The organism is Streptomyces capitiformicae (assembly GCF_002214185.1).
Lineage (GTDB): Bacteria > Actinomycetota > Actinomycetes > Streptomycetales > Streptomycetaceae > Streptomyces > Streptomyces capitiformicae.
The window spans coordinates 2,562,632-2,585,471 of record NZ_CP022161.1 but is presented as its reverse complement, the minus strand read 5'-3'; the positions used below and the strand labels follow the sequence as shown (position 1 = coordinate 2,585,471).

24 protein-coding genes and 1 pseudogene are annotated in these 22,840 nt (G+C 68.6%); 12 read left to right on the top strand and 13 right to left on the bottom strand.

The window, feature by feature from the left end:
• The first annotated feature begins 120 nt into the window (after positions 1-120).
• From CES90_RS11440 to CES90_RS11425, 4 genes are all read left to right on the top strand, one after another.
• Positions 121-519 (top strand): ArsR/SmtB family transcription factor, encoded by a 399-nt coding sequence (locus tag CES90_RS11440; protein ID WP_189784476.1) that lies wholly within the window; start codon positions 121-123, stop codon positions 517-519.
• Entirely contained in the window at positions 516-1,217 is a 702-nt protein-coding gene (locus tag CES90_RS11435) for an SRPBCC family protein (protein ID WP_189784477.1), read from the top strand. The genes CES90_RS11440 and CES90_RS11435 overlap by 4 nt, the downstream gene beginning before the upstream one ends.
• Positions 1,201-2,055 (top strand): S1 RNA-binding domain-containing protein, encoded by an 855-nt coding sequence (locus tag CES90_RS11430; RefSeq protein WP_189784478.1) that lies wholly within the window; start codon positions 1,201-1,203, stop codon positions 2,053-2,055. Before CES90_RS11435 ends, CES90_RS11430 begins: the two co-directional genes overlap by 17 nt.
• Before the next feature lie 87 nt (positions 2,056-2,142).
• On the top strand, positions 2,143-2,943 hold the full coding sequence (locus CES90_RS11425; RefSeq protein ID WP_189784479.1) for an SAM-dependent methyltransferase: 801 nt from the start codon (positions 2,143-2,145) through the stop codon (positions 2,941-2,943).
• Positions 2,944-2,983: 40 nt separating this feature from the next.
• On the opposite strand, the gene bla is transcribed toward CES90_RS11425, so the two are convergent.
• From bla to CES90_RS11405, 4 genes are read right to left on the bottom strand one after another with little or no spacing between them, the layout of a single operon-like run.
• Complete coding sequence (gene bla, locus CES90_RS11420; protein WP_229913988.1) at positions 2,984-3,931, bottom strand: class A beta-lactamase; 948 nt, start codon at positions 3,929-3,931, stop codon at positions 2,984-2,986.
• A complete protein-coding gene (locus CES90_RS11415) occupies positions 3,928-4,185 on the bottom strand; it encodes a DUF397 domain-containing protein (RefSeq protein ID WP_189784480.1) in 258 nt (85 codons plus the stop codon). Before CES90_RS11415 ends, bla begins: the two co-directional genes overlap by 4 nt.
• Positions 4,178-4,438: a DUF397 domain-containing protein gene (locus tag CES90_RS11410; protein WP_189784481.1), complete on the bottom strand. Its 261-nt coding sequence runs from the start codon at positions 4,436-4,438 to the stop codon at positions 4,178-4,180. Before CES90_RS11410 ends, CES90_RS11415 begins: the two co-directional genes overlap by 8 nt.
• Positions 4,439-4,448: 10 nt before the next feature.
• Positions 4,449-5,297: a helix-turn-helix domain-containing protein gene (locus CES90_RS11405; protein WP_189784482.1), complete on the bottom strand. Its 849-nt coding sequence runs from the start codon at positions 5,295-5,297 to the stop codon at positions 4,449-4,451.
• A gap of 139 nt (positions 5,298-5,436) precedes the next feature.
• Here CES90_RS11405 and CES90_RS11400 point away from each other — a divergent pair, with 139 nt between their 5' ends.
• The 3 genes from CES90_RS11400 to CES90_RS11390 all read left to right on the top strand — a co-directional run bounded on the left by CES90_RS11400 (position 5,437) and on the right by CES90_RS11390 (position 7,924).
• The gene (locus tag CES90_RS11400; RefSeq protein ID WP_189784483.1) at positions 5,437-5,859 is read left to right on the top strand and encodes an ATP-binding protein; all 423 of its coding nucleotides are present in this window, start codon (positions 5,437-5,439) and stop codon (positions 5,857-5,859) included.
• 129 nt (positions 5,860-5,988) lie between these two features.
• Complete coding sequence (locus tag CES90_RS11395; protein ID WP_373313440.1) at positions 5,989-6,933, top strand: C40 family peptidase; 945 nt, start codon at positions 5,989-5,991, stop codon at positions 6,931-6,933.
• Positions 6,934-7,198: 265 nt separating this feature from the next.
• The gene (locus CES90_RS11390; RefSeq protein WP_189784485.1) at positions 7,199-7,924 is read left to right on the top strand and encodes a phosphatase PAP2 family protein; all 726 of its coding nucleotides are present in this window, start codon (positions 7,199-7,201) and stop codon (positions 7,922-7,924) included.
• Between the two features lie 58 nt (positions 7,925-7,982).
• On the opposite strand, the pseudogene CES90_RS51595 reads toward CES90_RS11390, so the two are convergent.
• The 5 genes and pseudogenes from CES90_RS51595 to CES90_RS11370 all read right to left on the bottom strand — a co-directional run.
• Positions 7,983-8,162: pseudogene (locus CES90_RS51595) on the bottom strand (IS630 family transposase); the annotation flags it as partial.
• 35 nt (positions 8,163-8,197) lie between these two features.
• Positions 8,198-8,530, bottom strand: a complete 333-nt coding sequence (locus tag CES90_RS11385) for a glyoxalase superfamily protein (RefSeq protein WP_189784486.1) — start codon at positions 8,528-8,530, stop codon at positions 8,198-8,200.
• A 219-nt stretch (positions 8,531-8,749) separates the two neighbouring features.
• Complete coding sequence (locus CES90_RS11380) at positions 8,750-9,652, bottom strand: ribosome-inactivating family protein (RefSeq protein WP_189784487.1); 903 nt, start codon at positions 9,650-9,652, stop codon at positions 8,750-8,752.
• A gap of 253 nt (positions 9,653-9,905) precedes the next feature.
• The gene (locus CES90_RS11375; protein WP_308437874.1) at positions 9,906-12,197 is read right to left on the bottom strand and encodes a LuxR C-terminal-related transcriptional regulator; all 2,292 of its coding nucleotides are present in this window, start codon (positions 12,195-12,197) and stop codon (positions 9,906-9,908) included.
• Positions 12,198-12,397: 200 nt separating this feature from the next.
• A complete protein-coding gene (locus CES90_RS11370) occupies positions 12,398-13,942 on the bottom strand; it encodes an FAD-binding oxidoreductase (RefSeq protein ID WP_189784489.1) in 1,545 nt (514 codons plus the stop codon).
• A 716-nt stretch (positions 13,943-14,658) separates the two neighbouring features.
• On the opposite strand from CES90_RS11370, the gene pstS reads away from it, so the two are divergent.
• From pstS to pstB, 4 genes are all read left to right on the top strand, one after another.
• Positions 14,659-15,789, top strand: coding sequence for a phosphate ABC transporter substrate-binding protein PstS (gene pstS / locus CES90_RS11365; RefSeq protein ID WP_189784612.1), 1,131 nt, complete (start codon positions 14,659-14,661; stop codon positions 15,787-15,789).
• A 325-nt stretch (positions 15,790-16,114) separates the two neighbouring features.
• Positions 16,115-17,119, top strand: coding sequence for a phosphate ABC transporter permease subunit PstC (gene pstC, locus CES90_RS11360; RefSeq protein WP_189784490.1), 1,005 nt, complete (start codon positions 16,115-16,117; stop codon positions 17,117-17,119).
• Entirely contained in the window at positions 17,116-18,180 is a 1,065-nt protein-coding gene (gene pstA, locus CES90_RS11355) for a phosphate ABC transporter permease PstA (RefSeq protein ID WP_189784491.1), read from the top strand. The genes pstC and pstA overlap by 4 nt, the downstream gene beginning before the upstream one ends.
• A 58-nt stretch (positions 18,181-18,238) precedes the next feature.
• Complete coding sequence (gene pstB, locus CES90_RS11350) at positions 18,239-19,015, top strand: phosphate ABC transporter ATP-binding protein PstB (RefSeq protein ID WP_189784492.1); 777 nt, start codon at positions 18,239-18,241, stop codon at positions 19,013-19,015.
• A 225-nt stretch (positions 19,016-19,240) separates the two neighbouring features.
• Here pstB and CES90_RS11345 read toward each other — a convergent pair whose 3' ends face one another.
• Both CES90_RS11345 and CES90_RS11340 read right to left on the bottom strand, forming a co-directional pair.
• Positions 19,241-20,239 carry an inorganic phosphate transporter gene (locus tag CES90_RS11345; protein ID WP_189784493.1) on the bottom strand — a complete coding sequence of 333 codons (999 nt, stop codon included), beginning with the start codon at positions 20,237-20,239 and terminating at the stop codon, positions 19,241-19,243.
• Positions 20,240-20,246: 7 nt separating this feature from the next.
• Positions 20,247-20,867, bottom strand: a complete 621-nt coding sequence (locus CES90_RS11340; RefSeq protein WP_189784494.1) for a DUF47 domain-containing protein — start codon at positions 20,865-20,867, stop codon at positions 20,247-20,249.
• Positions 20,868-21,071: 204 nt separating this feature from the next.
• Here CES90_RS11340 and CES90_RS11335 point away from each other — a divergent pair, with 204 nt between their 5' ends.
• Positions 21,072-21,467, top strand: a complete 396-nt coding sequence (locus tag CES90_RS11335) for a metal-sensitive transcriptional regulator (protein WP_189784495.1) — start codon at positions 21,072-21,074, stop codon at positions 21,465-21,467.
• A 65-nt stretch (positions 21,468-21,532) separates the two neighbouring features.
• Here CES90_RS11335 and CES90_RS11330 read toward each other — a convergent pair whose 3' ends face one another.
• The gene (locus CES90_RS11330) at positions 21,533-21,703 is read right to left on the bottom strand and encodes a hypothetical protein (RefSeq protein ID WP_189784628.1); all 171 of its coding nucleotides are present in this window, start codon (positions 21,701-21,703) and stop codon (positions 21,533-21,535) included.
• Positions 21,704-21,825: 122 nt separating this feature from the next.
• On the bottom strand, positions 21,826-22,647 hold the full coding sequence (locus CES90_RS11325; RefSeq protein WP_189784496.1) for a hypothetical protein: 822 nt from the start codon (positions 22,645-22,647) through the stop codon (positions 21,826-21,828).
• Positions 22,648-22,840: the final 193 nt, after the last annotated feature.

Below are 22,840 nucleotides of genomic sequence, written 5' to 3'. Positions count from 1 at the left end.
CGCACAACGTCACCCTCGGCCACGCCGTTCTGAAGCGATCTTGCGGGCAGCCTAGCCTTGCGGTGAGGACGGGAATATTTGTTGTGGCTTATATAAGTGGGTGCTGATAGTTTGGGTGCCATGCACGCGTTCGATGTGCTCGGGGATCCCGTGCGGCGGCGGATTCTTGAGCTGCTCGCGGACGGGGAGATGACAGCTGGGGAGGTCTCGGACGTCATCCGGGGCGAGTTCGGGATATCGCAGCCAGGGGTTTCGCAGCATCTGAAGGTGCTGCGGGAGAACGGCTTCGCGACCGTACGGCCGGAGGGTACTCGGCGGCTGTACGCGGTGAACTCGGAGCCGTTGCGGGACATCGACGTGTGGCTGGACCGTTTTCGCCGCTTCTGGACCCCGCGTCTGGACGCCCTGGCCACCGAGCTGGCCCGGGGCAAGCGGGAGCGGCGGCTTCGTGAAGCGGCCGAGCAGCGGCAGAACGCCCAGGAGCCGGAGAAAGACCAGGAATCAGGAGGAGCACCATGATCGATGTCGACCATCAGATCAGTGCCGTACGGCGTCGGGTCGGCACCCGGGAGTTCAAGGCCGGTGAGGCGCGGGTGGTGACCGTGAGCCAGTCGTACGACTCGACGGTCGAGGATGTCTGGGACGCCTGTACGAATCCTGAGCGGATCCCGCGGTGGTTCCTGCCGATCTCCGGCGAGCTTCGGCTCGGTGGGCGGTATCAGCTGGAGGGCCAGGCCGGCGGGGTCGTCGAGCGTTGTGATCCGCCCAAGGGATTCACCGCGACCTGGGAGTACGGCGGTGACGTGAGCTGGATCGAGCTGCGGATCAGCGCGGAGGGGGAGGGGCGTGCGCGGTTCGAGCTCGAGCACATCGCGCATGTCGACGACAAGCGGTGGGCCGAGTTCGGGCCCGGCGCGGTCGGGATCGGGTGGGACTCGATCCTCATCGCCCTCACCATCCACCTCTCCACCGGGGCTTCCGTCGATCCGAAGGAGGGCATGGCCTGGATGGCGACGGATGAGGGGCGGCGCTTTGTGACGCTCAGCGGTGAGGCGTGGTACGAGGCGGCCGTCGCCGACGGGGACGACCCGGAGGCGGCGCGGGCGGCCGCGGACCGGACTGTGGCGGCGTACAAGGGGGAGGACACGGGGGCGGATACGAGGGAGGACACGAGGGAGGACACGGGGGCCGAAGAGGGTGATGAGAGGGGTGAGTGACGAGGGTGCTGTCCGGGGCTTTCTGGCGGGGATTCGTGTCGGCGACCTGTGCAGTGGGGTCATCACGGGGGTGACGCGTTCGCACGGGGCGGCGGTCGTTCTGGACGGCTTTCCTTCGCGTCCGCTGGGGGCGATCGGGCCGTTGGACGTGCCGTGGGGCGGCCGGTCCCGGGACGAGGCTCTGGAAGTCGGGCGGCGGATCACCGCAGAGGTGACTGCCGTCGATCCGGACGAGGGCGAGGTCCGGCTCTCGCTGGCCGCCACCGGGCATCCGGAACTCTGGGCGTTCCTGAAGGGGCTTCGGCTCGGTGACGTGCTTGCCGGGACGGTCGCGTCGATCGAGAGCTTCGGCGTGTTCGTGGCGCTGGACGACGGGCCCGCCCATCCTGTCTTTCCCGGCGTCGGGTTCATCACCTTTCCTGAGCTCTCCTGGCGGTACTTCGAGGACCCCTCGGATGTCGTACGGGTCGGGCAGCGGGTGACCTGCGAGTTCCTGCAGTTCGACACGACGAATGGAGAGGCCCGGCTGTCGCTGCGCGCGATGCGGCCGGACCCTTTGCGCGAGTTCGCCGACCGGACCGAGGCGGGGCGGGTCCTGCGGGGGCGGGTCACCAAGCTGGTGCCCTTCGGTGTCTTCGTCGAGGTCGCCGACGGGGTCGAGGGGCTCGTTCACCTGAGCGAGCTCACGGTGGAGGCCGTGGAGACGCCGGACGGTGTCGTCGAGGTCGGCGACGAGCTGACGGTCATGGTCACGGAAGTCGACCGGGAGCGACGGACGGTGTCTCTCTCACGCATACGGGCGCACGTACGGGCCCACAAACGGGTCGGGGGCGAATAGAACGCGGTGAAGGCCCGGGCCACCCAGAGCTTGATGATTCAACCGTCTACGTTGTGCAATGACGTCAAGCCAACTCGGGGAGCCCGTATGTCCATTGACCGTCCGCTCATCAACAGCAACGTGCCGCACTCCGCCCGGATCTGGAACTACTGGCTCGGCGGGAAGGACTGCTACGAGATCGACCGGCAGGTCGGCGACCAGATCGCGGGCGCCAACCCGGCGATCCTCGACATCGCCCTGGCACAGCGGGCGTTTCTCGTCCGGACGGTGGAGTACCTCGTCGGCGAGGCCGGCATACGCCAGTTCCTGGACGTGGGCACCGGCCTGCCCACCGCGGACAACACCCACGAGGTCGCCCAGCGGCTCGCCCCCGAGACCCGGATCGTCTACGTCGACCACGACCCGGTCGTCCTCGCCCACGCCGAGGCGCTGCTCACCAGCACACCCGAAGGGGCCACGGACTACATCGACGCCGACCTGAGCAACCCCGAGGCCATCCTGCAACAGGCCGCCAAGACACTGGACTTCAGCCAGCCGGTCGCGCTGATCCTGCTGGGCGTCACCGCCCACATCACCGACGACACCGTCTACGACATCGTCGGCCGCCTGATGGGCGCGCTCCCCTCCGGCAGCCACCTCGTGCTGTGCGACGACACCGAGGTGCTCAACCCCCAGCAGATGCGCGAAATGATCGAGCAGTGGAACGAGGCGAGCGACAACCCCCGCGTCAACCGCAGCCCCGAGGAACTCGCCCGCTTCTTCGACGGACTCGAACTGCTGGAGCCCGGCGTCGTCTCCGTCACCCGGTGGCGTCCCGCCCAGTCCGGGTCCGGCGAGCAGGCGCCCGCCGAAGTCGACGACTTCGGCGGGGTCGCGCGCAAGCCGTAGCACCGGCGTCGGCGGGTGCCCGTGGGGTTGGCGTCAGCCTTCAGCGGCTTCCTTGGACGACCGCCTCCGCCAGGATTCGCGCCGTCTCCGCGACCAGCGGGTGGTTGGGCGCCGCGTCCCGGTCCGGTTTCGTCGTCAGGACCGCCAGGATGACGGGGGTGCCGTCGGGGGTCCAGGCGATGCCCACGTCGTTGTTCGAGCCGTAGTCGCCGCCGCCCGTCTTGTCAGCGATCGTCCAGTCCGGCGGGAGGGCCTTGCGGAAGCGTTCGCCGCTGGTCGTGTTCGCGAGGAGCCAGGCGGTGAGGCGGTCGCGGTCGTGGGGCGGCAGGGCGTCGCCGAGGACCAGACGGCCGTACGTCCGCGCGATCGCGGCCGGGGTCGTCGTGTCCTCCACCCGCCATGGCTCCGCCGTGTTCACGTCCGGCTCCCAGCGGTCCAGGCAGGTCGCCCTGTCGCCGAGGGAACGGCAGAAGGCGGTGATCGCGATCGGGCCGCCGAGTTCGCGGAGGAGCAGATTGCCTGCGGTGTTGTCGCTGAACCGGATCGCCGCGTCGCAGAGTTCGGCGACCGTCAGGCCACCGGCCAGGTTCTCCGGCTTCTGCGTGATCGGGGAGTTCGCCTTCACGAGGTCGTCCGTCGTGTAGTGGATGCGTTTCCCGAGCGTCTCGCCGTTCTCGTCCTTGTCCCGCAGGATCGCCGCCGCCGCGAGCGTCTTGAAGAGGGAGAGGAGCGGGAAGCGGTCGGTCGCGCGGTACGTGACGGTCGCTTTCGTCGCCACGTTGTACGCGAACGCGCCTATGCGGGCGCCGTGTTGGCGTTCAAGCTCGCGGAGTCGCTCCGCTGTGGCCCGGCGGTCACGGGTCGCGTGGGCCGGGGCCGCCGAGGCGAGGGCCAGGGCGGCCCCGGTCACGGCCGCGGTGCCCGCGGTGAGCAGGGCTCGGCGGCTGGGGAACGGGGAGTTGGGGCCTGCGATGTCTAATGCGGTCACCTGTCGAAGCCTTCCACGCCCTCCACGAAGTGGTCGAACTCGCCTGCCTGTACGCCCAGTACGAAGGCGTCCCACTTGCGGCGGTTGGTCGTCACGACGTTCTCCGGGTCGCTCGTCTCCCGGATGTAGACGGGCGCCTCCGGGTCGTCCTCGCCGTTCCCCTCACCGAAGGCCAGCTCGATCCAGGGGCCGGGGCCGGTGGCGTCCTCGGGGGCGGCGCGGATCCATTCGAGGTCGGGGGGGATGTCAGACATGGAGGGCTTCCTTGGCGAGGTTGAGGTCGAGTTTGAGTACGTGGAGGAGGGCGTCGAAGGCGGTGGGGGTGGCGTTGAGTATGGCTTGGGTGGGGTCGGCGGATTCGGTGAGGTGGATGGTGGCGGGGCCGGTGGATATGTGGACGCAGGAGTCGCCTTCACTGCAATGGGATGACTTCTGCCAGGTTTGGGCTATGTGGATGCAGGAGGCGCCCTCGGAGCAGTACGACGACTTCTGCCAGCGGGGGTTCATGGCATTCCCTTCACAGCTCTCGCATCACGTTGTGGATGAGGTCTCGGGTCTTCTCCGGAGCGAGCGTGACGGCGTCGATCCGGTCGAACAACGTGCGGTACTTGTGCAGCTCTGACTCGGCATCGATGAACGCCAGGCCGTGGGACTGGTCGAGGTAGACGGTGTCCAGCTGCGGTACGGGGCCGCGCGCATAGTGGATCGACTGTCCGGACCCCGGGTAGGCACCGGCGTCGAAGGTGATGGCGCGCACGGTGATGTGGTCCCGTTCGCTCATGTCGAGCAGATGCTGCAGCTGCTGTCGGGTAACCGTGGGCCCGCCGACCTTCATGCGCAGGGCGGCCTCATGGATGATCGCTTCGTACGGGGTCGGGTCGCCGTCGCGAAAGAGGATCGCCTGCCGCTTGATACGGAACGAGAGGCGGTGCTCGATCTCGGGCGGCGGGAGTTCGGTGACAGCCTGGCGGAAGATCTCCAGCGCGTATTCACGTGTCTGGAGCAGGCCTGGGATCCGGGCCGTAATGGAATCGCGCAACGACTGGGCGTGGTGCTCCAGTTCGGCCAGATCCAGGAGTGCATCGGGGAGCAGCTCGCGGTACTGCTCCCACCAGCCTCGCTTGCGGCCGCGAGTCATATGGGCGAGGGCCTCGACGAGAACCTGGTCCGGGCACTCGTAGTGGCTGGCCAGCATGCGTACTCGATCCGGGCTCACACCCATGCGACCGGATTCCGTGTTGCTGACCTGGTTCTGCTTGATGCCCAGCCGATGCGCGGCCTCCGTCGAAGACAGTCCCGCGCGCTCGCGTAGCTTGCGCAGTTCCTTCCCCAGCCGGGCCTCGCGGCCGGTGGGGGTGCTCTTCATGGGCACTGCCGTTCTCCTTGAACCCCGCGTGTCACTCACACGGGTGGTTAAGTCAGCGATTTGGCCAGCTGGGACTAATAGCTTATTCGATGCCGCTACGTTGTTGTCGTCCAACTCCCCTCTGTAACCGGAGACTTCCATGGCCACCGTATCCCCGTCCCTCAACTACACCCTCCGCCTTCCCCGCGACCCCCGCTCCCCCGGCGTCGGTCGTGCCACCCTCCGGGCCGTGCTCGGGGCGCACGACCTCACCCAGCACATCCCTCTCGCCGAGTTGATGGCAACCGAGTTGCTCACCAACGCTCATCAGCACACGCGGCACGAGTACGCGATGCGGGTCGTCGGGGTCGGGGGGCGGTTGCGGGTGGCCGTGTGGGATCGGGACTGGCGGGTGCCGGCCGGGTTCAAGAGGGACGTACCCGCTGCGGCGGACGCCGAGTGCGGGCGGGGGTTGCAGCTTGTGCGGGCCTGTGCCGAGGACTTGGGGGTGTCCGTGATGCGGGATCTCGGGGTCTCACAGGGCGGGAAGTTGCTGTGGGTCGACTGCGGGGCGGTCGAGTGATCATTCCGTGGTGGGGCGGTCCGCTCTACACTGACTGGCGGCGGACTGCTGGGCGGTGAGGGGCGGTTGACGGTGCGTAAGGCGTGGATCGCGGTCGGCGCCGTTGTCGGTGCCGGGCTCAGCTTCGTGATGCTGCTTGTCGTCGGCGTGTACATGGTCGCCGGGAATCTTGCCAATGGGGTCGCGGGAAAGGCCGTGGGGCTGGCCAAGGGGGCCGTACCCGCCGCGTACCAGGCACTCGTACAGAAGTGGGGCAATCTGTGCGACGCGATCAATCCCGCGTTGCTGGCCGCGCAGCTGTACCAGGAGAGCGGGTTCAATCCGCAGGCGCAGAGTCACGCCGCCGCGCAGGGGATCGCTCAGTTCATTCCAGGGACCTGGGCCACACACGGGCTGGATGGGGACGGTGACGGGGACCGGGACGTCTGGGACCCGAATGACGCGATTCCATCGGCCGCTTCGTACGACTGCAAGCTCGCGTCGTACGTGAAGGACGTACCCGGTGATCCGACCGCGAACATGCTCGCTTCCTACAACGCGGGCGCGTACGCCGTGATCAAGTACGGGGGTGTCCCGCCGTACAAGGAGACCCAGAACTACGTCAAGACGATCACGACCCTGCAGGAGAGTTTCGCGGCGCCGACGACTCGGGTCGATCCGAGCGAGCAGGCGGCCGGGGCCATCGCGTTCGCGCAGACGAAGCTCGGGACGCCCTATCTGTGGGGCGGCAATGGCACCCCTGAACAGGGCGGACGCTTCGACTGCTCGGGGCTGACGAAGGCCGCGTACGAGAGCGTGGGGATCACGCTGCCGCGCGTCGCGAACGATCAGTACAACGCCGGGCCGCATCCGTCGAGGGACGAGTTGCTGCCGGGGGATCTCGTGTTCTTCTCGGACGACCTCACCAACTCCCGCGCCATTCGGCACGTCGGGATTTATGTGGGAGGCGGATACATGATTGACGCGCCGCGCACCGGTGCGGTTATCCGGTTTAGTCCGATTGATACCCCTGACTACTTTGGTGCCACCCGGGTCACCGAAGATGGCGCGAAAGCGCTCCCCACGACGGTCTGACGGGGCCGTAATTCTCCGTGAATCCCTGCCCTGAGCTGCGGCGATGTGTCTCTCTTCGATAACGTCTGAGTGATCATTCGGTGGAGGGTGGAACGCATTGAAGGGGAGTGTGCGTTCCTTTTGAGGTAGCGCCACGTAGCGCGTTGACGCATACGTAGCGCGTTGACGCGTATGCGGAAGCACTACGAAACACCACGGGGGTGGCAAAAACGCGGCGCACGTACGGGTGCGGTCGCGGGAACGATGACGAAAGGGCCGCAGCACGATGGCTGGACTCGCCGCGCATGCCGCACTTGCCGCTGAATCCTCCGGATCGAATCCCGACGTCGAGCTGCTGTACGACATCAATGGTCTGGCCAAGGACGCGCCCGCGTGGCTCGACCGGGTCATGGAGTTCGTGGGTGAGTACGGGCTCCTGTTCGCCATGGTGCTGCTGATCGTGTGGTGCTGGTGGGGTGTACGGAAGCGGGGTGGCGAGGATGCCGCCTCGTCCGTGGCCGCGTTGGTGTGGGCACCGCTGGCCGCCGGGATCGCCGTACTGATCAACGTGCCGATACGCGGGTTCGTCGAGCGGCCCCGGCCCTTTCTCGACCATGAGGGGCTGGAGGTGCTCGTCGCCGGCAAGACCGACTACTCGTTCGTGAGTGACCACGCGACCCTGATCATGGCGATGGCGGTGGGGCTGTTCGTCGCCAACCGGAAGTTCGGGCTTGTCGGGCTGGTCATCGGGCTGCTCGGCGGGTTCATCCGGGTCTACATGGGTGTGCACTATCCGACGGACGTGATCGGTGGGTTCGCGCTGGGGACGGCTGTGGCGTTGTTGCTGTCGCCGCTCGCCATGGCGTTGCTGACGCCGGTGATGAAGGCGGTCGAGCGGTCGCCTCGGGTGGGGTGGGTCGTGGCTGCTCGGGGGCGAGAGGGAGAGCGGGCGGTGATTCCGGGGGCGCGGGTCGAGGCGGCCTCGGCGGAGGAGCGGGATCTGGCGGCCTAGGGTTCGCCCCTGCCGCCCCTACCCGCCCCATCCCCCAAGGGCTGTGCCCCTTCGACCCCCGGCCGTCGCTGGTGAACGTCACGTCGGTGATCTTCGCCATGGGCATGCCCTGCGCGGACAGCGGCACCATCTGCGCCCGCCGCCAGGTCACCACCGACCCGCTGCCTCTGCGGATGATCCGCAGCAGGCGCCTCCCCTCGTCGTCATCGATCTCGCGGGCGCGTACTCGCTCAGCCACCAGCACAGCTTCTCTGCCGGGCGTGCCGGTGAGTGTCATTCCGTTGGCGTGCCGATCCGCAGCCGGTTGCCGTCAGGGTCGCGAAGCTCGATCTCACGCGCCCACGGAGCGTCCTTCGCCTGCACACCGAACTCGGAGGCGATGGCCTCGACATCACGAACGCGGAGGTAGACCAACGTGTCGGGTCGGGCATCGCCCTTGTGCTCCGACAAGAACAACCGCATCCCGCCCCGGGCGACCTCGACGAACGCGGGAAGTCCCGGTTCGAAGCGGTGCTCCCACTGCTTGGCGAAGCCAAGTCGCTCGTACCAGGTGACCGCCGCCGCAGCGTTCTCGACGCGAAGAATGGGAATGACTTCCTCGTCCATGGAGCCATCGTCGCAGGCCGCTCAGGGAGAACGTTGCCTGCTGCGTCACTGGAGTGGCCGTACTCGTTTTCGGCGGACATGGTGCACCGCCTGGCATCGCACGGAAGCGCCCTCGGGCGGCCACCGGTGTTCTCCGGTGGGCCGTCCGAGGGCCGGTGCATCAGGCCGTCCCGTGCGCGGATCGCGATGCTGGTGCTGGGCCGAGAGGCTGTCTGCCGGTCAGGAGGTGGGGGACCACCAGAGCATCAGGCAGATGATGGCCGCGGTGTTGGCGTAGGTGCTGAAGTCGTACCGGCCGATCGGGGCGGGCGGAGCCACAGGGCGGCCCTCGAGTCGCTGCTGGAAGGTGTCGCCGATCGTCTGCCAGCTGGTTACCAGCCTCTCGTCGTCGGCATCGAAGTGGTATCCCCAGCTGTCGGTCCAGGCGTTGATGATCCGGTCGGAGATGGCGTTGAACCGGGCGCCCTCGGAGATGGCTTCCACGAACCACAGAAGTGCTTGGGCCCTGCGGCTGTTCGCGGCGTTCGGGTCGGAGAGCACGTTCGCGTTGTCCCGGGCGGGGAAGGTGGCGAACATCGGGTCCCGCCTGGTCTGGCCGCCGTAGGCGAGCAGGCCATCGCTTTCGGCGTAGCTGCCCGAGAACGGGAGCTTCGCTGCGTAGTTCGGTTCCGTGGACGAGGACGGCAACCAGTTCACGTCCTGGAGACTCGCGTCCCGGGTGTAGTGGTAGGTGTGGTCGCGGGGGCTGTAGTAGCCCTGCACATACAGGTTCTGGGCGTTGATGACGATCCGGGTCAGCAGGTTCGGCCCGTCGTGGACGTTGACGAGGAAGTAGTCGGCGGTGCGTTCGGTGGCCCGCACCGTCCCCGGCGAGCCGTTGCCGTAGAGGATCTGATCGCCGACCCGGCCTCGGACATCGTTGATCATCTGCTGGTAGCTGTTCCGGCCGCCGCTGATGTCCCAGTTGACGTCGTTCGCGTCGTCGATCGCGAAGGCCTTCGCGGTGCCGAGGGGGCTGAGCAGGGTCAGGAACAGCGCGAGCAGTACCGCGCCGGCGGTTGCGATGGTCGTTCTGGTACGTCGGCCGCGCGGAGGGCAGCCGACAACGATGTCTGTACTCATGTGCTTCTCCTGATGTGCGATGGCGCACCGTGCTCGTGCTGTCCTGCGCTTGCGTGCTGTCCTGCGCTTGCGTGCTGTCCTGCGCTTGCCAGGACGCGCGGCGACACCGACTCGGGCGGCGCCGGCGCGGGGCCCCGTATGGCGGGTCCGGGTCCTTTCTGTGTCGGGTGGGGCCCTGGTGAGGCACGGCGGTGGTCCCAGCCTGGGGTGTGAGGCGGCCGGTGTCTTGAGCAGTTCTGCTCAACTCGGGTACCTATTGCGCAGTCCACCAGGCCGCGATCTGGGCGCGGGAGGAGAAGCCGAGCTTGGTCAGGATGCGGTTGACGTGGTTGTCGACGGTCCGGGGGGACAGTACGAGTTCGGCGGCGATCTTGCGGCTGGTCATGCCCTGGGCCACCAGCGCGGCGATCTGCTCTTCCCGGCCGGTGAGCGGGCTCGTGGCGGCGGGTGTGGCAGCCGGTTCGGTTCCGGCGGCGGTGGCGATGGCGGTGGCAGGCGCGAGGGCGTAGGCGATGGCCTGGGCGGGGCCGTCGATGGCGGCTCCGTCCGCGAGCGCCTTGTCGTACTCGGCACGGCCGAGGGCCTGGGACGCCTCGGCCTCGCAGCGGGCGTGGTAGTCCTCGTCGCGCGGGTCGCCCGAGGCGACGGTGATGCCGGCGGCCTCCCGAAGCGACCGCGCAGCGCCGAGGAGGCGCGCCGCGCGTGGGTGGTCGCCGGCGGAGGCGGTGATCCAGGCGAGCTGCTCGACCATCTTGGCCACACCGACGGTGTCGCTGAAGCCCTGCAGCAGCTCCAGCGAGGAGATGGTCAGGGCCTTCGCCTCGTCCTGGTCTCCCAGTGCCCAGGCGCGGCGGCCCAGCACCATCAGCAGGTGGGCGCGGGCCCACCGCTCCCCGTGGGCCTCCGCGTCGGCGAGTGCCTCAGCGGCGGTCTCCAGCGCTTGCGGGTGGCCGCCGAGCACCTGGACGAGAGCCAGCGCGCACCGCCAGGCGACCTCCCCGAACCGGTCACCGAGCGCTGTGTGGGCGTCCACCGCCTGCTCGACATGGGACAGGGCGTCGTCCAGGCGGCCGGCGTACAGGGCCGACACGCCCCGGTGGCCCCGCACGTGCGCGCGCACCACCGGCTCACCGAGCCGCTCGGCCAGGTCATCGGCCTCATCCAGCCACCGCCCGGCCGCCGCCAGGTCGTACTGTGTCTGGGCCAGATGGGCGGCGGCCACCAAGGCGCGGGCCCGGGCCGGGGTGGGCTCGGGCGCCGCGGCCAGCGCCCGTTCCAGCTGCCGCCGTCCCTCCCCGAGGTAACCTCCGGCGGCCCAGTGGTAGATCAACGCACCGGCCAGCGCCACCTGCCCGTCACCGCAGGGTGCGGCCGCGCATGGGTGCGCTTGAGCCGGCCCGGAGGTGGCAGCTCCCGTCGGCGCTCCCGCGATCCCGTCCCGGTAGGCCAGCGCGGCCAGCAGGTTGGCGTGCTCAGCACGCAGCCGAGTCAGGATCAGCGCCTGGCGCGGTCCGAACCAGTCCTGGTAGAGGCGTTCGGCCATGGCGAGGAAGAAGTCGCGGTGCCGCCGCCGCATCCACTGCTCCTCGCCGGAGGCCGCCAGCTGCTCCTGCCCGTACTGGCGGAGGGTCTCCAGCATGCGGTAGCGGGGTGTCTCCTCTCCTTCCGGCTGCTCCACCAGGGACTGGGCGACCAGCCGGTCCAGCAAGTCCACCACCTCCGCCGCTGCGATGCCCTCTGCGCAGCAGATCCCCTCCGCCGCGTCCAGGGTGAAACTCCCGGCGAACACCGACAACCGACTCCACAGCAACTGCTCCTGGGGGCTGCACAACTCCCAGCTCCAGTCGATCGCCGCGCGCAGCGTCTGCTGGTGTGGCCGAGCCGTCCGGCTCCCCGCACTCAGCAGCGCGAACCGGTCCTCCAGCCGCTGCACCACCTGCTCCACGGTCAGTGAGCGCAGCCGGGTGGCGGCCAGCTCGATCGCCAGCGGCAGCCCGTCCAGGTCCGCACACAGCCGGGCCGCCACCGCCTGGTTCGCCTCGGCGACCTCGAAGCCGGGCCGCACCGCAGCGGTCCGCTGCCGCAGCAACTCGGCCGCGTCCGCCTGTGGCAGGGGCGCAACCGCAAGCACGTGCTCACCCGTCACACAGAGCGTCTCCCGGCTGGTGGCCAGGATCCGCAGCTCGGGCGCGACGAACAGCAGCTGCTGCACCAGCGGCGCGCACTCGTCCACCAGGTGCTCGCAGTTGTCCAGCACGACCAGCGCCCGCCGCTCGGACAGGTGCGCGGCCAGCAGCTCCGCAACCGGCCGGGTGCCCATGTCCGCCACCCCCAGCGCATCCGCCACTACGCCCGGCACCGCCGACGACTCGCGCACCGGCGCCAGGTCCACCAGCCACACCCCGCCCGAGAACGCCCTGGCCGACCCGGCGGCCACCTCCAGCGCCAGCCGGGTCTTGCCCACCCCGCCCGCACCGGTCAACGTCACCAGCCGCGACGCCCCCAACAGACGCCGGACCTCGGCCACCTCCATACGCCGGCCCACGAAGCTTGTGAAGGGCGTCGGCAGACTCCCTGGGAATCCTGTCGTATCGGCCATCCGAGATCCGTTCTGCTGCGGCCCGGCCAAGAACTCGCCGGACCCCTGCTCCCTGTGAGGTTAACCCCCTGACCAGTCCCGACCTGGCGGTTGTGCGTGGTTGCTCGCGCAGTTCCCCGCGCCCCTTGTGGGGCGCGGCCTCTTGTTCACAGGGACTGTGGGAACTTGAAGAAGCTCGTCGGGTCGTACTTCTTCTTCAGGGTCGTGAGGCGGGGGGCCGCTTCGCCGTAGTACGCCTTTTTCCAGTTTTTGAGGGTGGGGTCGGTGTAGTTCTGGTAAGCGGCGCCGGAGGCGTGGCGGATCATGGAGTTGTGGGCCGTGTTCAGCCAGGACTGGGCTGTTTTGCCGGAGGTGCCGCGCTTCCAGGACGTGAGGTACTGGGCGAGCATGCGGGAGCGGCGGTGGACGAAGGCCGTGGCTGTGGGGGAGACGCGGTTCACCTGGCCGCCGAGGGCCGTGAGTTGGATGCTGCCCGCTCCGCCTCGTACGCCGGTGATCTGGGTCAGCAGGGTCTGGATGCCCGCCGAGGAGAGCGAGCGGTCGAAGAAGTCGGAGCGGGCGGCGTAGGTCTCGCGGCCCAGGGCGCCCTTGGGGTCGCGGCCGGGGGTCGAGCCGGGCAGGTGGCACTTCGCGTCGTCGGTGAAGGAGGAGCAGCCGGCGTACAACTCCATGGCGGATTCGTACGAGCGGCGCTTGAGGGACGCGGTGCGGGCGGGGGTGCCTACGCGGTCGGCCAGGCGGTCGAGGGCGTTTTCGAGTTCGCCGTAGGTGCCGAGGGAGAAGGCGGCGACCGAGACGGACGGGGTGCCGCCGTTCTGTATGTGGCAGGACGACCAGATTTCGTCGGGCTGCGTCGGACCCCACTCCTGCCAGGCCTTCAGTACGGCGGCGGCCTTCGACCACGGCCAGGTGAGGTACGCGGTGACGCCCTGCGGGGCCGGGTGCGTCTTGAAGCGGAGTTCGGTGACCACGCCGAAGTTGCCGTTGCCGGCGCCCCGTAGCGCCCAGAACAGGTCCTTGTTGGTCGTCGCGTTGGCGATGAGCTGTTTTCCGTCCGCCGTGATCAGGGTCGCCTGGGTGAGGCTGTCGCAGGTCAGGCCGTACGCGCGGGACGTCACGCCGTGGCCGCCGCCGAGGGTCAGGCCGGAGACGCCGACGGTGGGGCAGGAGCCGGCGGGGATCGTGACCCCCTTGGCGGCGAGGGCGCGGTAGACGTCGATGAGTTTCGCGCCGGCGCCGACCACCGCCTCGTTCCCGGACGCGCGGACCTTGTTCAGCTTCGATACGTCGATGACCAGGCGGCCGTTGCCGGAGGACCAGCCCGCGTAGGAGTGGCCGCCGTTGCGGATCGACACCTTGATGGCGTGGGCCCTGGCGTAGGCGAGGGTCGTGCGGATGTCGTCGGGGTGGGCGACGTACGCGACGGCCGTGGGCTTCAGGTCGTCGAAGCGGGTGTTGTAGAGCAGGCGGGCCGTCGACCAGGACTTGTCGCCGGGGCGGATGAGCGGGCCGTCGAGGTCGCGGGCGAGGGCGGACCAGTTGGCGGCGGTGGCCTTCGTGCCGGTGGTCGTCGTGGTCGTGTGCAGGAAGGAGTTCGTGGCGGTGGCGGTGCCGCCGTCGCCCGTGCAGGCGGCCGTCGCGGCCGTCGCCAGTGCGGCCGCGCCGCCGCCGATGAACGTACGCCGTTCCATGTGCGCCTCCCGGTGCGCCGCGTGTTTGTGTCGTGGAACGAGACGAGGTTGGCGGGATGAGGGTTCCACGGCGGAGAAGGGGCGGGAGGTGGTGGGGGCCGCGGTGAGTGCCTCGTCCGCCGCCGGGAGGAGTGGCGTGCCGAGGGCCTGCCGGTTCAGTCGTCGGCCGGCGCCCTGTCGGAGGAGCGCCGTGAGCAGCCGGAGGAGATCGACCCGTCATGGTGCCCGGCCTGGCCGGTGGAGTGGCAGCACTGCTTTCACTTGACCCGGCAGCACCTGGAGGAGGGTGGCGAACTGCCGACTCAGCCGGCGACGTCGTACGCCAGGGCGTGTCTCGTCCGTCGGCCGGTGGGTGGTGGGTTGCCCTTCGGGCTCGGCCTCCGGCGTCGGGCGGGCTGAAATGTGGCCCGGGGTCCTTCGGGGAGCGGCCGGCGGTGTTGGAATGCTCACGTGTTCTCCCCGTGAGCATTCCGTGACCTTACCGCACTGTCGGCAGGGGTTCACTCGCCGTTCACTTTTGTCCATCGGCGGCTTCACCTGATCTGCCTAATTTCGGCCCTACCCGGTGCGGTGTGGGGCCCTGAATGCAGGCGATCACACCGTGACGACAGCAGCCTGAGGGCCGTAGAGGCATGAGCGCCACTGCTTCGCAGGCTGATACGACGAACTTCGCACGCCGCCACGTGGACGGCGGCTCCTGGAAGGAAATCCCGAAAGTGAAGCTTCAGCGCAAGAACCGGCTGCGCGCCCTTTCTCTCGGTGCTGTCGCCGTCACCGGCGCCCTGACCCTGACGGCGTGTGGCTCCGACGACACCGGCGGCAGCGGTGGCGCGGGCGGCAGCACGGCGCCGGTGAACAGCAAGATCGACTGCGGCGACGCCAAGGGCCAGCTGCTGGCCGACGGCTCCTCCGCGCAGAAGAACGCGATCGACGCGTGGGTCAAGCAGTACGCGGCCTCCTGCAAGGACGTCGTGATCAACTACAAGGGCAGCGGCTCGGGCGCCGGTATCACCGCGTTCACGCAGGGCCAGGTCGCCTTCGCCGGCTCCGACTCGGCGCTGAAGCCCGAAGAGGTCACGGCCTCCAAGGAGGTCTGCACCGGCGGTCAGGGCATCGACCTGCCGATGGTCGGCGGCCCGATCGCGGTCGGTTACAACGTCCCGGGTGTCGACAAGCTCGTCCTGGACGCCAAGACCCTCGCCCTGATCTTCGACAGCAAGATCAAGAAGTGGAACGACAAGGCGATCGCGGACCTGAACCCCGAGGCGAAGCTGCCCGACCTTCAGATCCAGCCCTTCCACCGCTCGGACGAGTCCGGCACCACGGACAACTTCACCAAGTACCTGATCGCCGCCGCGCCCGACCAGTGGAAGTACGAGGGCGGCAAGGCATGGGAGGCCGAGGGCGGCCAGTCCGCGCAGGGCTCCTCCGGTGTCGCGCAGGGCGTGAAGGAGACCGAGGGCGCGATCTCCTACATGGAGCTCTCGTACGCCAAGGACGGCATGAACACGGTCGACATCAAGACCGACGCCGCCAAGCCGGCCGAGGCGACCGTCGAGAACGCCACCAAGGCCATCGCCGAGGCCAAGGTCGTCGGCACCGGCAAGGACCTCGCGCTGAAGCTGAACTACAAGCCGACCACCGACGGCGCCTACCCGATCACCCTCGTCACCTACGAGATCGTCTGTGACAAGGGCAACAAGGCGGACACCCTGCCCGCCACCAAGTCCTTCCTCACCTACATCGCGTCCGAGGACGGCCAGGCGCTGCTCGCCGACGCCGGCTACGCCCCGATGCCCGAGGAGATCATCACCAAGGTCCGCACGACCATCTCGGAACTGAGCTGACCTGAGTGCGGCCAGGGCCTGACCTCCGGATCAGGCCGGCCTCGGGAAGCGGGCGCCTGATCGGCGCCGGTGAGTGGGGTGTGGCGCGTGCAGCTGCAAGGCGGAGGAGGGCGTCGACGTGGAGCGTCGGCAACCGACGACAACGCCGCAGATGTACGCGCCACACCCCACGTCCCAGGTCTGATCCGGATGTCAGGCCCTACCCCCCGCGGGGGCTGGGCCGCACCGTCCGGTGCACCGCCGCCAGGAGCCTCCCCCCACCCGCGGGCGGCTCCGCCCTGAGCCGCCGCCCGCACGACGACGGCTCCGCAGACCGGAGATCCTGATGGACATATCTACGACAAAAGACACCGCAGCTCCCCCCACACCCCAGCCGTCCGCCGGCCAGAAGCGTGCCGAGCGCGGCGCGACCCGGCCCGGCGACCGCATCTTCCTCGGCCTCAGCCGCGGATCCGGCATCTTCCTGCTGGTGCTCATGGCGGCCATCGCCGTGTTCCTCAGCTACCGTGCCGCGCTCGCGATCAGCAAGGACGAGGCCAACTTCTTCACCACCTTCGAGTGGAACCCCACCGCGGTCCCGCCGGTCTTCGGCATCGCGGTCCTGGCCTTCGGCACGATCGTCTCGTCGATCATCGCCATGGCCATCGCGGTCCCGGTCGCGGTCGGTATCGCCCTCTTCATCACGCACTACGCCCCGCGCAAGCTGGGCGGCCCCATCGCGTACGTGATCGACCTGCTCGCCGCCGTGCCGTCCATCGTGTACGGCCTCTGGGGCGCCCTGGTCCTCGTACCGCAGCTCGACGGCCTCTACGGCTGGCTGAACGACTACCTCGGCTGGACCGGCATCTTCGAATGGCAGGGCGGCGCCCCCCGTTCGATGCTCACCGTCGGCATCCTGCTCGCGATCATGATCCTGCCGATCATCACCAACGTGAGCCGCGAGGTCTTCCGCCAGGTCCCGCAGATGCACGAGGAGGCCGCCCTGGCCCTCGGCGCCACGCGGTGGGAGGTCATCAAGATGGCCGTCCTGCCCTTCGGGCGTTCCGGTGTCATCTCCGCCTCGATGCTCGGCCTCGGCCGCGCGCTCGGCGAGACGATGGCCGTCGCGATGGTCCTGTCCTCCAGCTTCAAGATCAACCTCAGCCTGCTGGACCCGGGCGGCGGAACGTTCGCCCAGAACATCGCCAGCAAGTTCAGCGAGGCCACCGAGATCGGCCGTGACGCCCTCATCGCCTCCGGTCTGGTCCTGTTCGTGATCACCCTGCTGGTCAACGGCGCGGCGCGCCTGATCATCGCCCGCCGCAAGGAGTTCTCGGGGGCCAACGCATGAGCAACGCAACTCTCGCCGACAAGCGCCCGAGCACCCTGCGGGCCGCTTCCCTGCCCAAGTGGTTCTCGTGGGCGGTCGCCGCGGGCTCCATCGCCCTGGGCCTCGGCATCAGCGCCGTGGCCGGCCTGGAGAGCTCCATCCAGTGGGCTCTGATCGCCGGCGTCATCTTCGTCCTCGCGACGTTCGTCATCACGTCGAGCGTCGAGGGCCGCCGACAGGCCAAGGACCGGGTGGCGACCAGCCTCGTCGGGGTCGCCTTCCTCCTCGCCGTCATCCCGCTGGCCTCCCTCGTGTACGAGACCGTCAAGCGCGGTGTGAAGGTCCTCGACGGCTACTTCCTCAGCCACTCGATGGGCGTCGTCGCCACCTCCGAGCCCGGCGGCGGCATCTACCACGCCATCCTCGGCACCCTGGAGCAGGTCGGCCTCGCCACCGCGATCTCCGTGCCGATCGGTGTGCTGACCGCGATCTACCTGGTCGAGTACGGCCGGGGCAACCTGGCCAAGGCCGTCACCTTCTTCGTCGACGTCATGACGGGCATCCCGTCGATCGTCGCGGGTCTCTTCGTCCTCAGTACCTGGATCCTGATCCTGGGCATGGGCCCCTCCGGTTTCGCCGGCGCGATGGCGCTGACCATCCTGATGCTGCCGGTCGTCGTCCGCTCCACCGAGGAGATGCTCAAGCTCGTCCCGAACGAGCTGCGCGAGGCCTCGCTGGCGCTGGGCGTGCCGAAGTGGCGCACCATCCTCAAGGTCGTGCTGCCGACCGCCATCGGCGGTATCACGACGGGTGTGATGCTCGCGGTCGCCCGTATCGCCGGTGAGACCGCCCCGGTCCTGCTGCTGGTGTGGGGTTCGAACTTCATCAACGCGAACCCCTTCTCCGACCCGCAGGCGTCACTGCCGATGTACATCTATCTGCAGTTCCAGCAGAGCGGGGGCTCCGGTGCGGCGTACGACCGTGCCTGGGCGGCGTCGCTCACGCTGATCGCCTTCATCATGATCCTGAACCTGGCGGCCCGCGGCATCGCCCGCTGGAAGGCGCCCAAGTCCGGTCGCTGACGCGGCCATACAGCGACCAGATTCCCCCGCGAGACCCGCGAAAGAAGCAGTGATTCCTATGGCCAAGCGAATTGACGTCAGCGGCCTCAACGCCTACTACGGTTCCTTCCTGGCCGTCGAGGACATCTCGATGACCATCCAGCCCCGTACCGTGACCGCCTTCATCGGCCCCTCCGGCTGCGGCAAGTCCACGTTCCTGCGCACCCTCAACCGCATGCACGAGGTCACGCCGGGCGGCCGCGTCGAGGGCAAGGTCATGCTCGACGACGAGAACCTGTACGGCCCCGGGATAGACCCGGTGTCCGTGCGGCGTGAGGTCGGCATGGTCTTCCAGCGTCCGAACCCGTTCCCCACGATGTCGATCTACGACAACGTGGCGGCCGGTCTGAAGCTGCTCGGCTCCAAGAAGAAGTCCGAGCTCGACGCCATCGTCGAGAAGTCCCTCAAGGGCGCAAACCTCTGGAACGAGGTCAAGGACCGGCTCAACAAGCCGGGGGCCGGGCTCTCCGGTGGTCAGCAGCAGCGGCTGTGCATCGCCCGAGCGATCGCGGTCGAGCCGAAGGTTCTGCTCATGGACGAGCCCTGCTCGGCGCTGGACCCGATCTCGACGCTCGCCATCGAGGACCTCATCGGTGAGCTGAAGGAGCAGTTCACGATCGTCATCGTGACGCACAACATGCAGCAGGCGGCGCGTGTGTCGGACCGTACGGCGTTCTTCAACCTCGCCGCGGTCGGGCAGCCGGGCAAGCTCATCGAGATCGACGACACGGAGCGGATCTTCTCCAACCCGTCCGTCCAGGCCACGGAGGACTACATCTCCGGGCGCTTCGGCTGAGCCGACGCCTCAAGGACACCTCGCGGTGCTGCATGGCGGTGCCACCGCGAGGCTGAAGAAGGGCCCGCCCTCCGGCTCCCGGGGGGTGGGCCCGCTTCGGTTTCTGTCGGGTTTGCGCGCGCCCGCCGCCTATTGGCTCGGGAGGCGGGGTGCGTTGGCGGGTGCGGGTGGTTCGTGGCTTGTCGCGCAGTTCTCCGCGCCCCTTTAGGGCGCGGAGAGCTGGGGTTACAGGAACGCCAGGTTGACCAGCCAGAAGCTCGTCGCCGCCACCGTTGCCGCCGCCGGCATCGTGATGAACCAGCCCAGGATGATGTTCTTGGCCACGCCCCAGCGGACCGCGTTCACTCGCTTTGTCGCGCCTACGCCCATGATCGCCGAGGTGATGACGTGGGTCGTGGAGATGGGGGCCTTGAAGAGGAACGCCGTGGCGAACATGATCGACGCGCCGGTCGTTTCGGCGGCGAAGCCCTGGGGCGGGTCCAGTTCGATGATCTTGCGTCCCAGCGTGCGCATGATGCGCCAGCCGCCGGCGTACGTGCCGAGGGAGAGCATCACCGCGCAGAGGATCTTCACCCACACCGGGATGGGGTCGCCGTAGTCCTCGACGTCCGCGATGACCAGGGCCATCACCACGATGCCCATCGTCTTCTGGGCGTCCTGGAGGCCGTGGCCGAGCGCCATGCCGGCCGCCGAGACGGTCTGGGCGATACGGAAGCCGCGCTTGGCCTTGTGCGGGTTGGCCCGGCGGAAGATCCACATGATCGCGGTCATGGCGAGATAGCCGACGGCCATGCCTACGAGGGGGGAGACGAACATCGGGATGATGATCTTCTCCAGGACCCCGGACCAGTAGACCGTCGTACCGCCCGCCAGGGCCGCGCCCACCATGCCGCCGAACAGCGCGTGGGACGAGGACGACGGCAGGCCGAAGTACCACGTGATCATGTTCCAGGTGATCGCGCCGACGAGGGCCGCGAAGAGGATGCCCAGCCCCTTGGAACCCTCGGGGGTCTGGATCAGGCCCTCGCTGACGGTCTTGGCCACGCCGCTGCCGAGGAACGCGCCTGCCAGGTTCATGACCGCTGCCATCGCGAGCGCGGCCTTGGGCGTCAGTGCGCGGGTCGACACGGAGGTCGCGATCGCGTTCGCCGAGTCGTGGAAGCCGTTCGTGTAGGTGAAGAAGAGCGCGACGCCGATGGTCACGACCAGAGCAAAGGTGTCCATGGAGGGGTCAGGACTCCTTGACGGCGATGGTCTCCACCGTGTTCGCCACATGCTCGAACGCGTCCGCCGCTTCCTCCAGCACATCCACGATCTGCTTGAGCTTGAGGACTTCTATCGCGTCGTACTTGCCGTTGAAGAGGTAGGCCAGGAGCTTGCGGTGGATCTGGTCCGCCTGGTTCTCCAGCCGGTTCACCTCGATCCAGTACTCCGTGAGGTTGTCCATGGTGCGCAGGTTCGGCATCGCCTCGGCCGTCAGTTCGGCGGCACGTGCCAGTACCTCGATCTGCTGCTCGACACCCTTGGGAAGTTCCTCGATGTTGTAGAGGACGACCAGGTCGACGGCCTCCTCCATGAAGTCCATGATGTCGTCGAGGGAGGACGCGAGGGAGTAGATGTCCTCGCGGTCGAAGGGCGTGATGAACGAGGAGTTCAGCTGGTGGAAGATCGCGTGCGTGGCGTCGTCACCGGCGTGTTCCGCTGCTCGCATGCGCTCCGCGATCTCGGCCCGGCCGGCGGTGTCCGCCCCGAGCAGTTCCATCAGGAGTTTCGAGCCCGTGACGATGTTGTCCGCGGACGCGGCGAACATGTCGTAGAAGCTCGTCTCCCTGGGGGTCAGACGAAAGCGCACGTGGGGTCCTCGGTATGCATTGGTTTCGGTCAGGCTGATGCTAGGCGCATCATCCGGCCACGGCTAATGGGCCGTCCCCCAGTGTCGCCCATGAGTTTTCCTGCTCGACATGGGGGCGTTGCGGCCACTGACCCCCTACCCAACAAAGTTGGTTACCATATACCTACCTGGGGTATATGCCGCGAGAGTCCGTGGGAGGACGCGATGACGACCACCGAGGCCGATGGGGGTCCCCCCGCGCGAGCGAAGTCGAGCGTGGGGGAGACGGTGCCCGCCGAGGAGACCGCCGACGTGGTGATCACCGACCACGACCGTGGAATCCACGGGTACCACAAGCAGAAGGACGAACACCTGAAGCGTCTGCGGCGCATCGAGGGGCAGATCCGCGGGCTCCAGCGCATGGTCGACGAGGACGTCTACTGCATCGACATACTCACGCAGGTCTCCGCGTCCACCAAGGCTCTCCAGTCTTTTGCGCTGCAACTCCTTGAGGAGCACCTGCGGCACTGCGTCGCCGACGCGGCCTTCAAGGGGGGCGACGAGATCGACGCGAAGGTGGAGGAGGCCACGAAGGCGATCGGTCGGCTACTGCGGACCTGAGGGGTCGGGGCTGGTGCGGTCGGCGGGTCTGAGGGTGGCCGGATTTCGTCGTGCACGGTTTCGGGCTACTGGCCGTCCTGGGCGCGTTCCTCCCAGACCCGCAGCACCTCGTCGATGCGGTCGGGGCTGAGGCGGTCGCCGTCGGTGGCCGAGGCGGCGATGATGAGGTCGCCGCACAGTTCGATCTCGGCGAGGGCCACGTGGTCCTGAACCGCCGTACCGCCTGCCGGAGCCACGTGCATCACCTCTTCCCGCCGTCACCGGCTTCCTAGGGTAGGCAGGGGCGCACAGGCGGCGCATGGCACCAACGGACCATTTCCGGCCCCCGCCTTCCCGGCCCCGGTCCCCCCGACCGCCGCTATTCCTCGGCGATCTTCCCGGCGTAGATGTCCTGTGACCTCGGCAGTCGCACGTTGACGTGGACGCCGAAGTCGTACAGCGTCGTCGTCGAGGCGACGGCGACCGTGCCCGGCCGGATGCCGTTGACGAAGCTGAAGCGGTGGCGGACCTTGCGGATGCGGCCCTCGTCGTCGAGGTAGACGTCGAAGGGGACGCGAGCGGTGGCGAAGCCCTTGGCCGCGGCGCGCAGGGATGCGCGGTTGCCCTCCGAGGCGGTGCGGGAGGCGACGGTGAGGTCGGCCGTGCCGCGGTAGTGACGGACCCGGGTGCCCTCGACCTCGGTCTCCCCCACGTACGTCGCGGTGCGCGTACCGCGCAGTACCTCGGCGGCGGCGAACGGGTCGGTGGCGCCGCCGGTGACCAGGTTGCCGTCGGAGAGGGTGGCGGTGTCGACGCGGACCCACTTGTCGGCGGGGACGCCCGCGCCGCGGTTCTTCATGTACAGGGCGCCGGGGGCGAGGAGTTCGGTGATCGGACGGTGCTTGCCGGTGCCGGCCGCGTCGTGCGGCAGCAGCACCTCCAGCCGGCCGAGCCGTCTGCCGTAGTCGTAGACGCCCTCGCCCCGGATGGTCACGCGGGTGCCGCCGGTGGCCATCTCCATCTCCGTACGGGCCTTGGAGCTGCCCGCGTCGGCGAGGGTGGGGGCGGCGCGGTGGAGGAGTTCGACGGGGTCGGCGGAGAGGGAGTCGCCGCCGACGCCCCTGCCGCAGCCCAGGGGAGAGACCATCAGTCCCGCCGCGACGATCACCGCGCCCGTCCTGCTGTGCCGCCGCGCCACCATCGCTCGCAAACCCCCTGGCCGGTCCGTACCGGGTCCTCCTGTCGTTCGGTTAACGACGGGTAGGGGAGGTCGTCACGCCGGGTGGAGCTGCTGGTGGTCGCAGTACTTGCCTTGGGTAACGTTGTGGTGTGGCGCAGCACGACGATCCCCCGCCTTCCCAGCCGCACCGCACGACCACCGTCGAGCAGGGCCG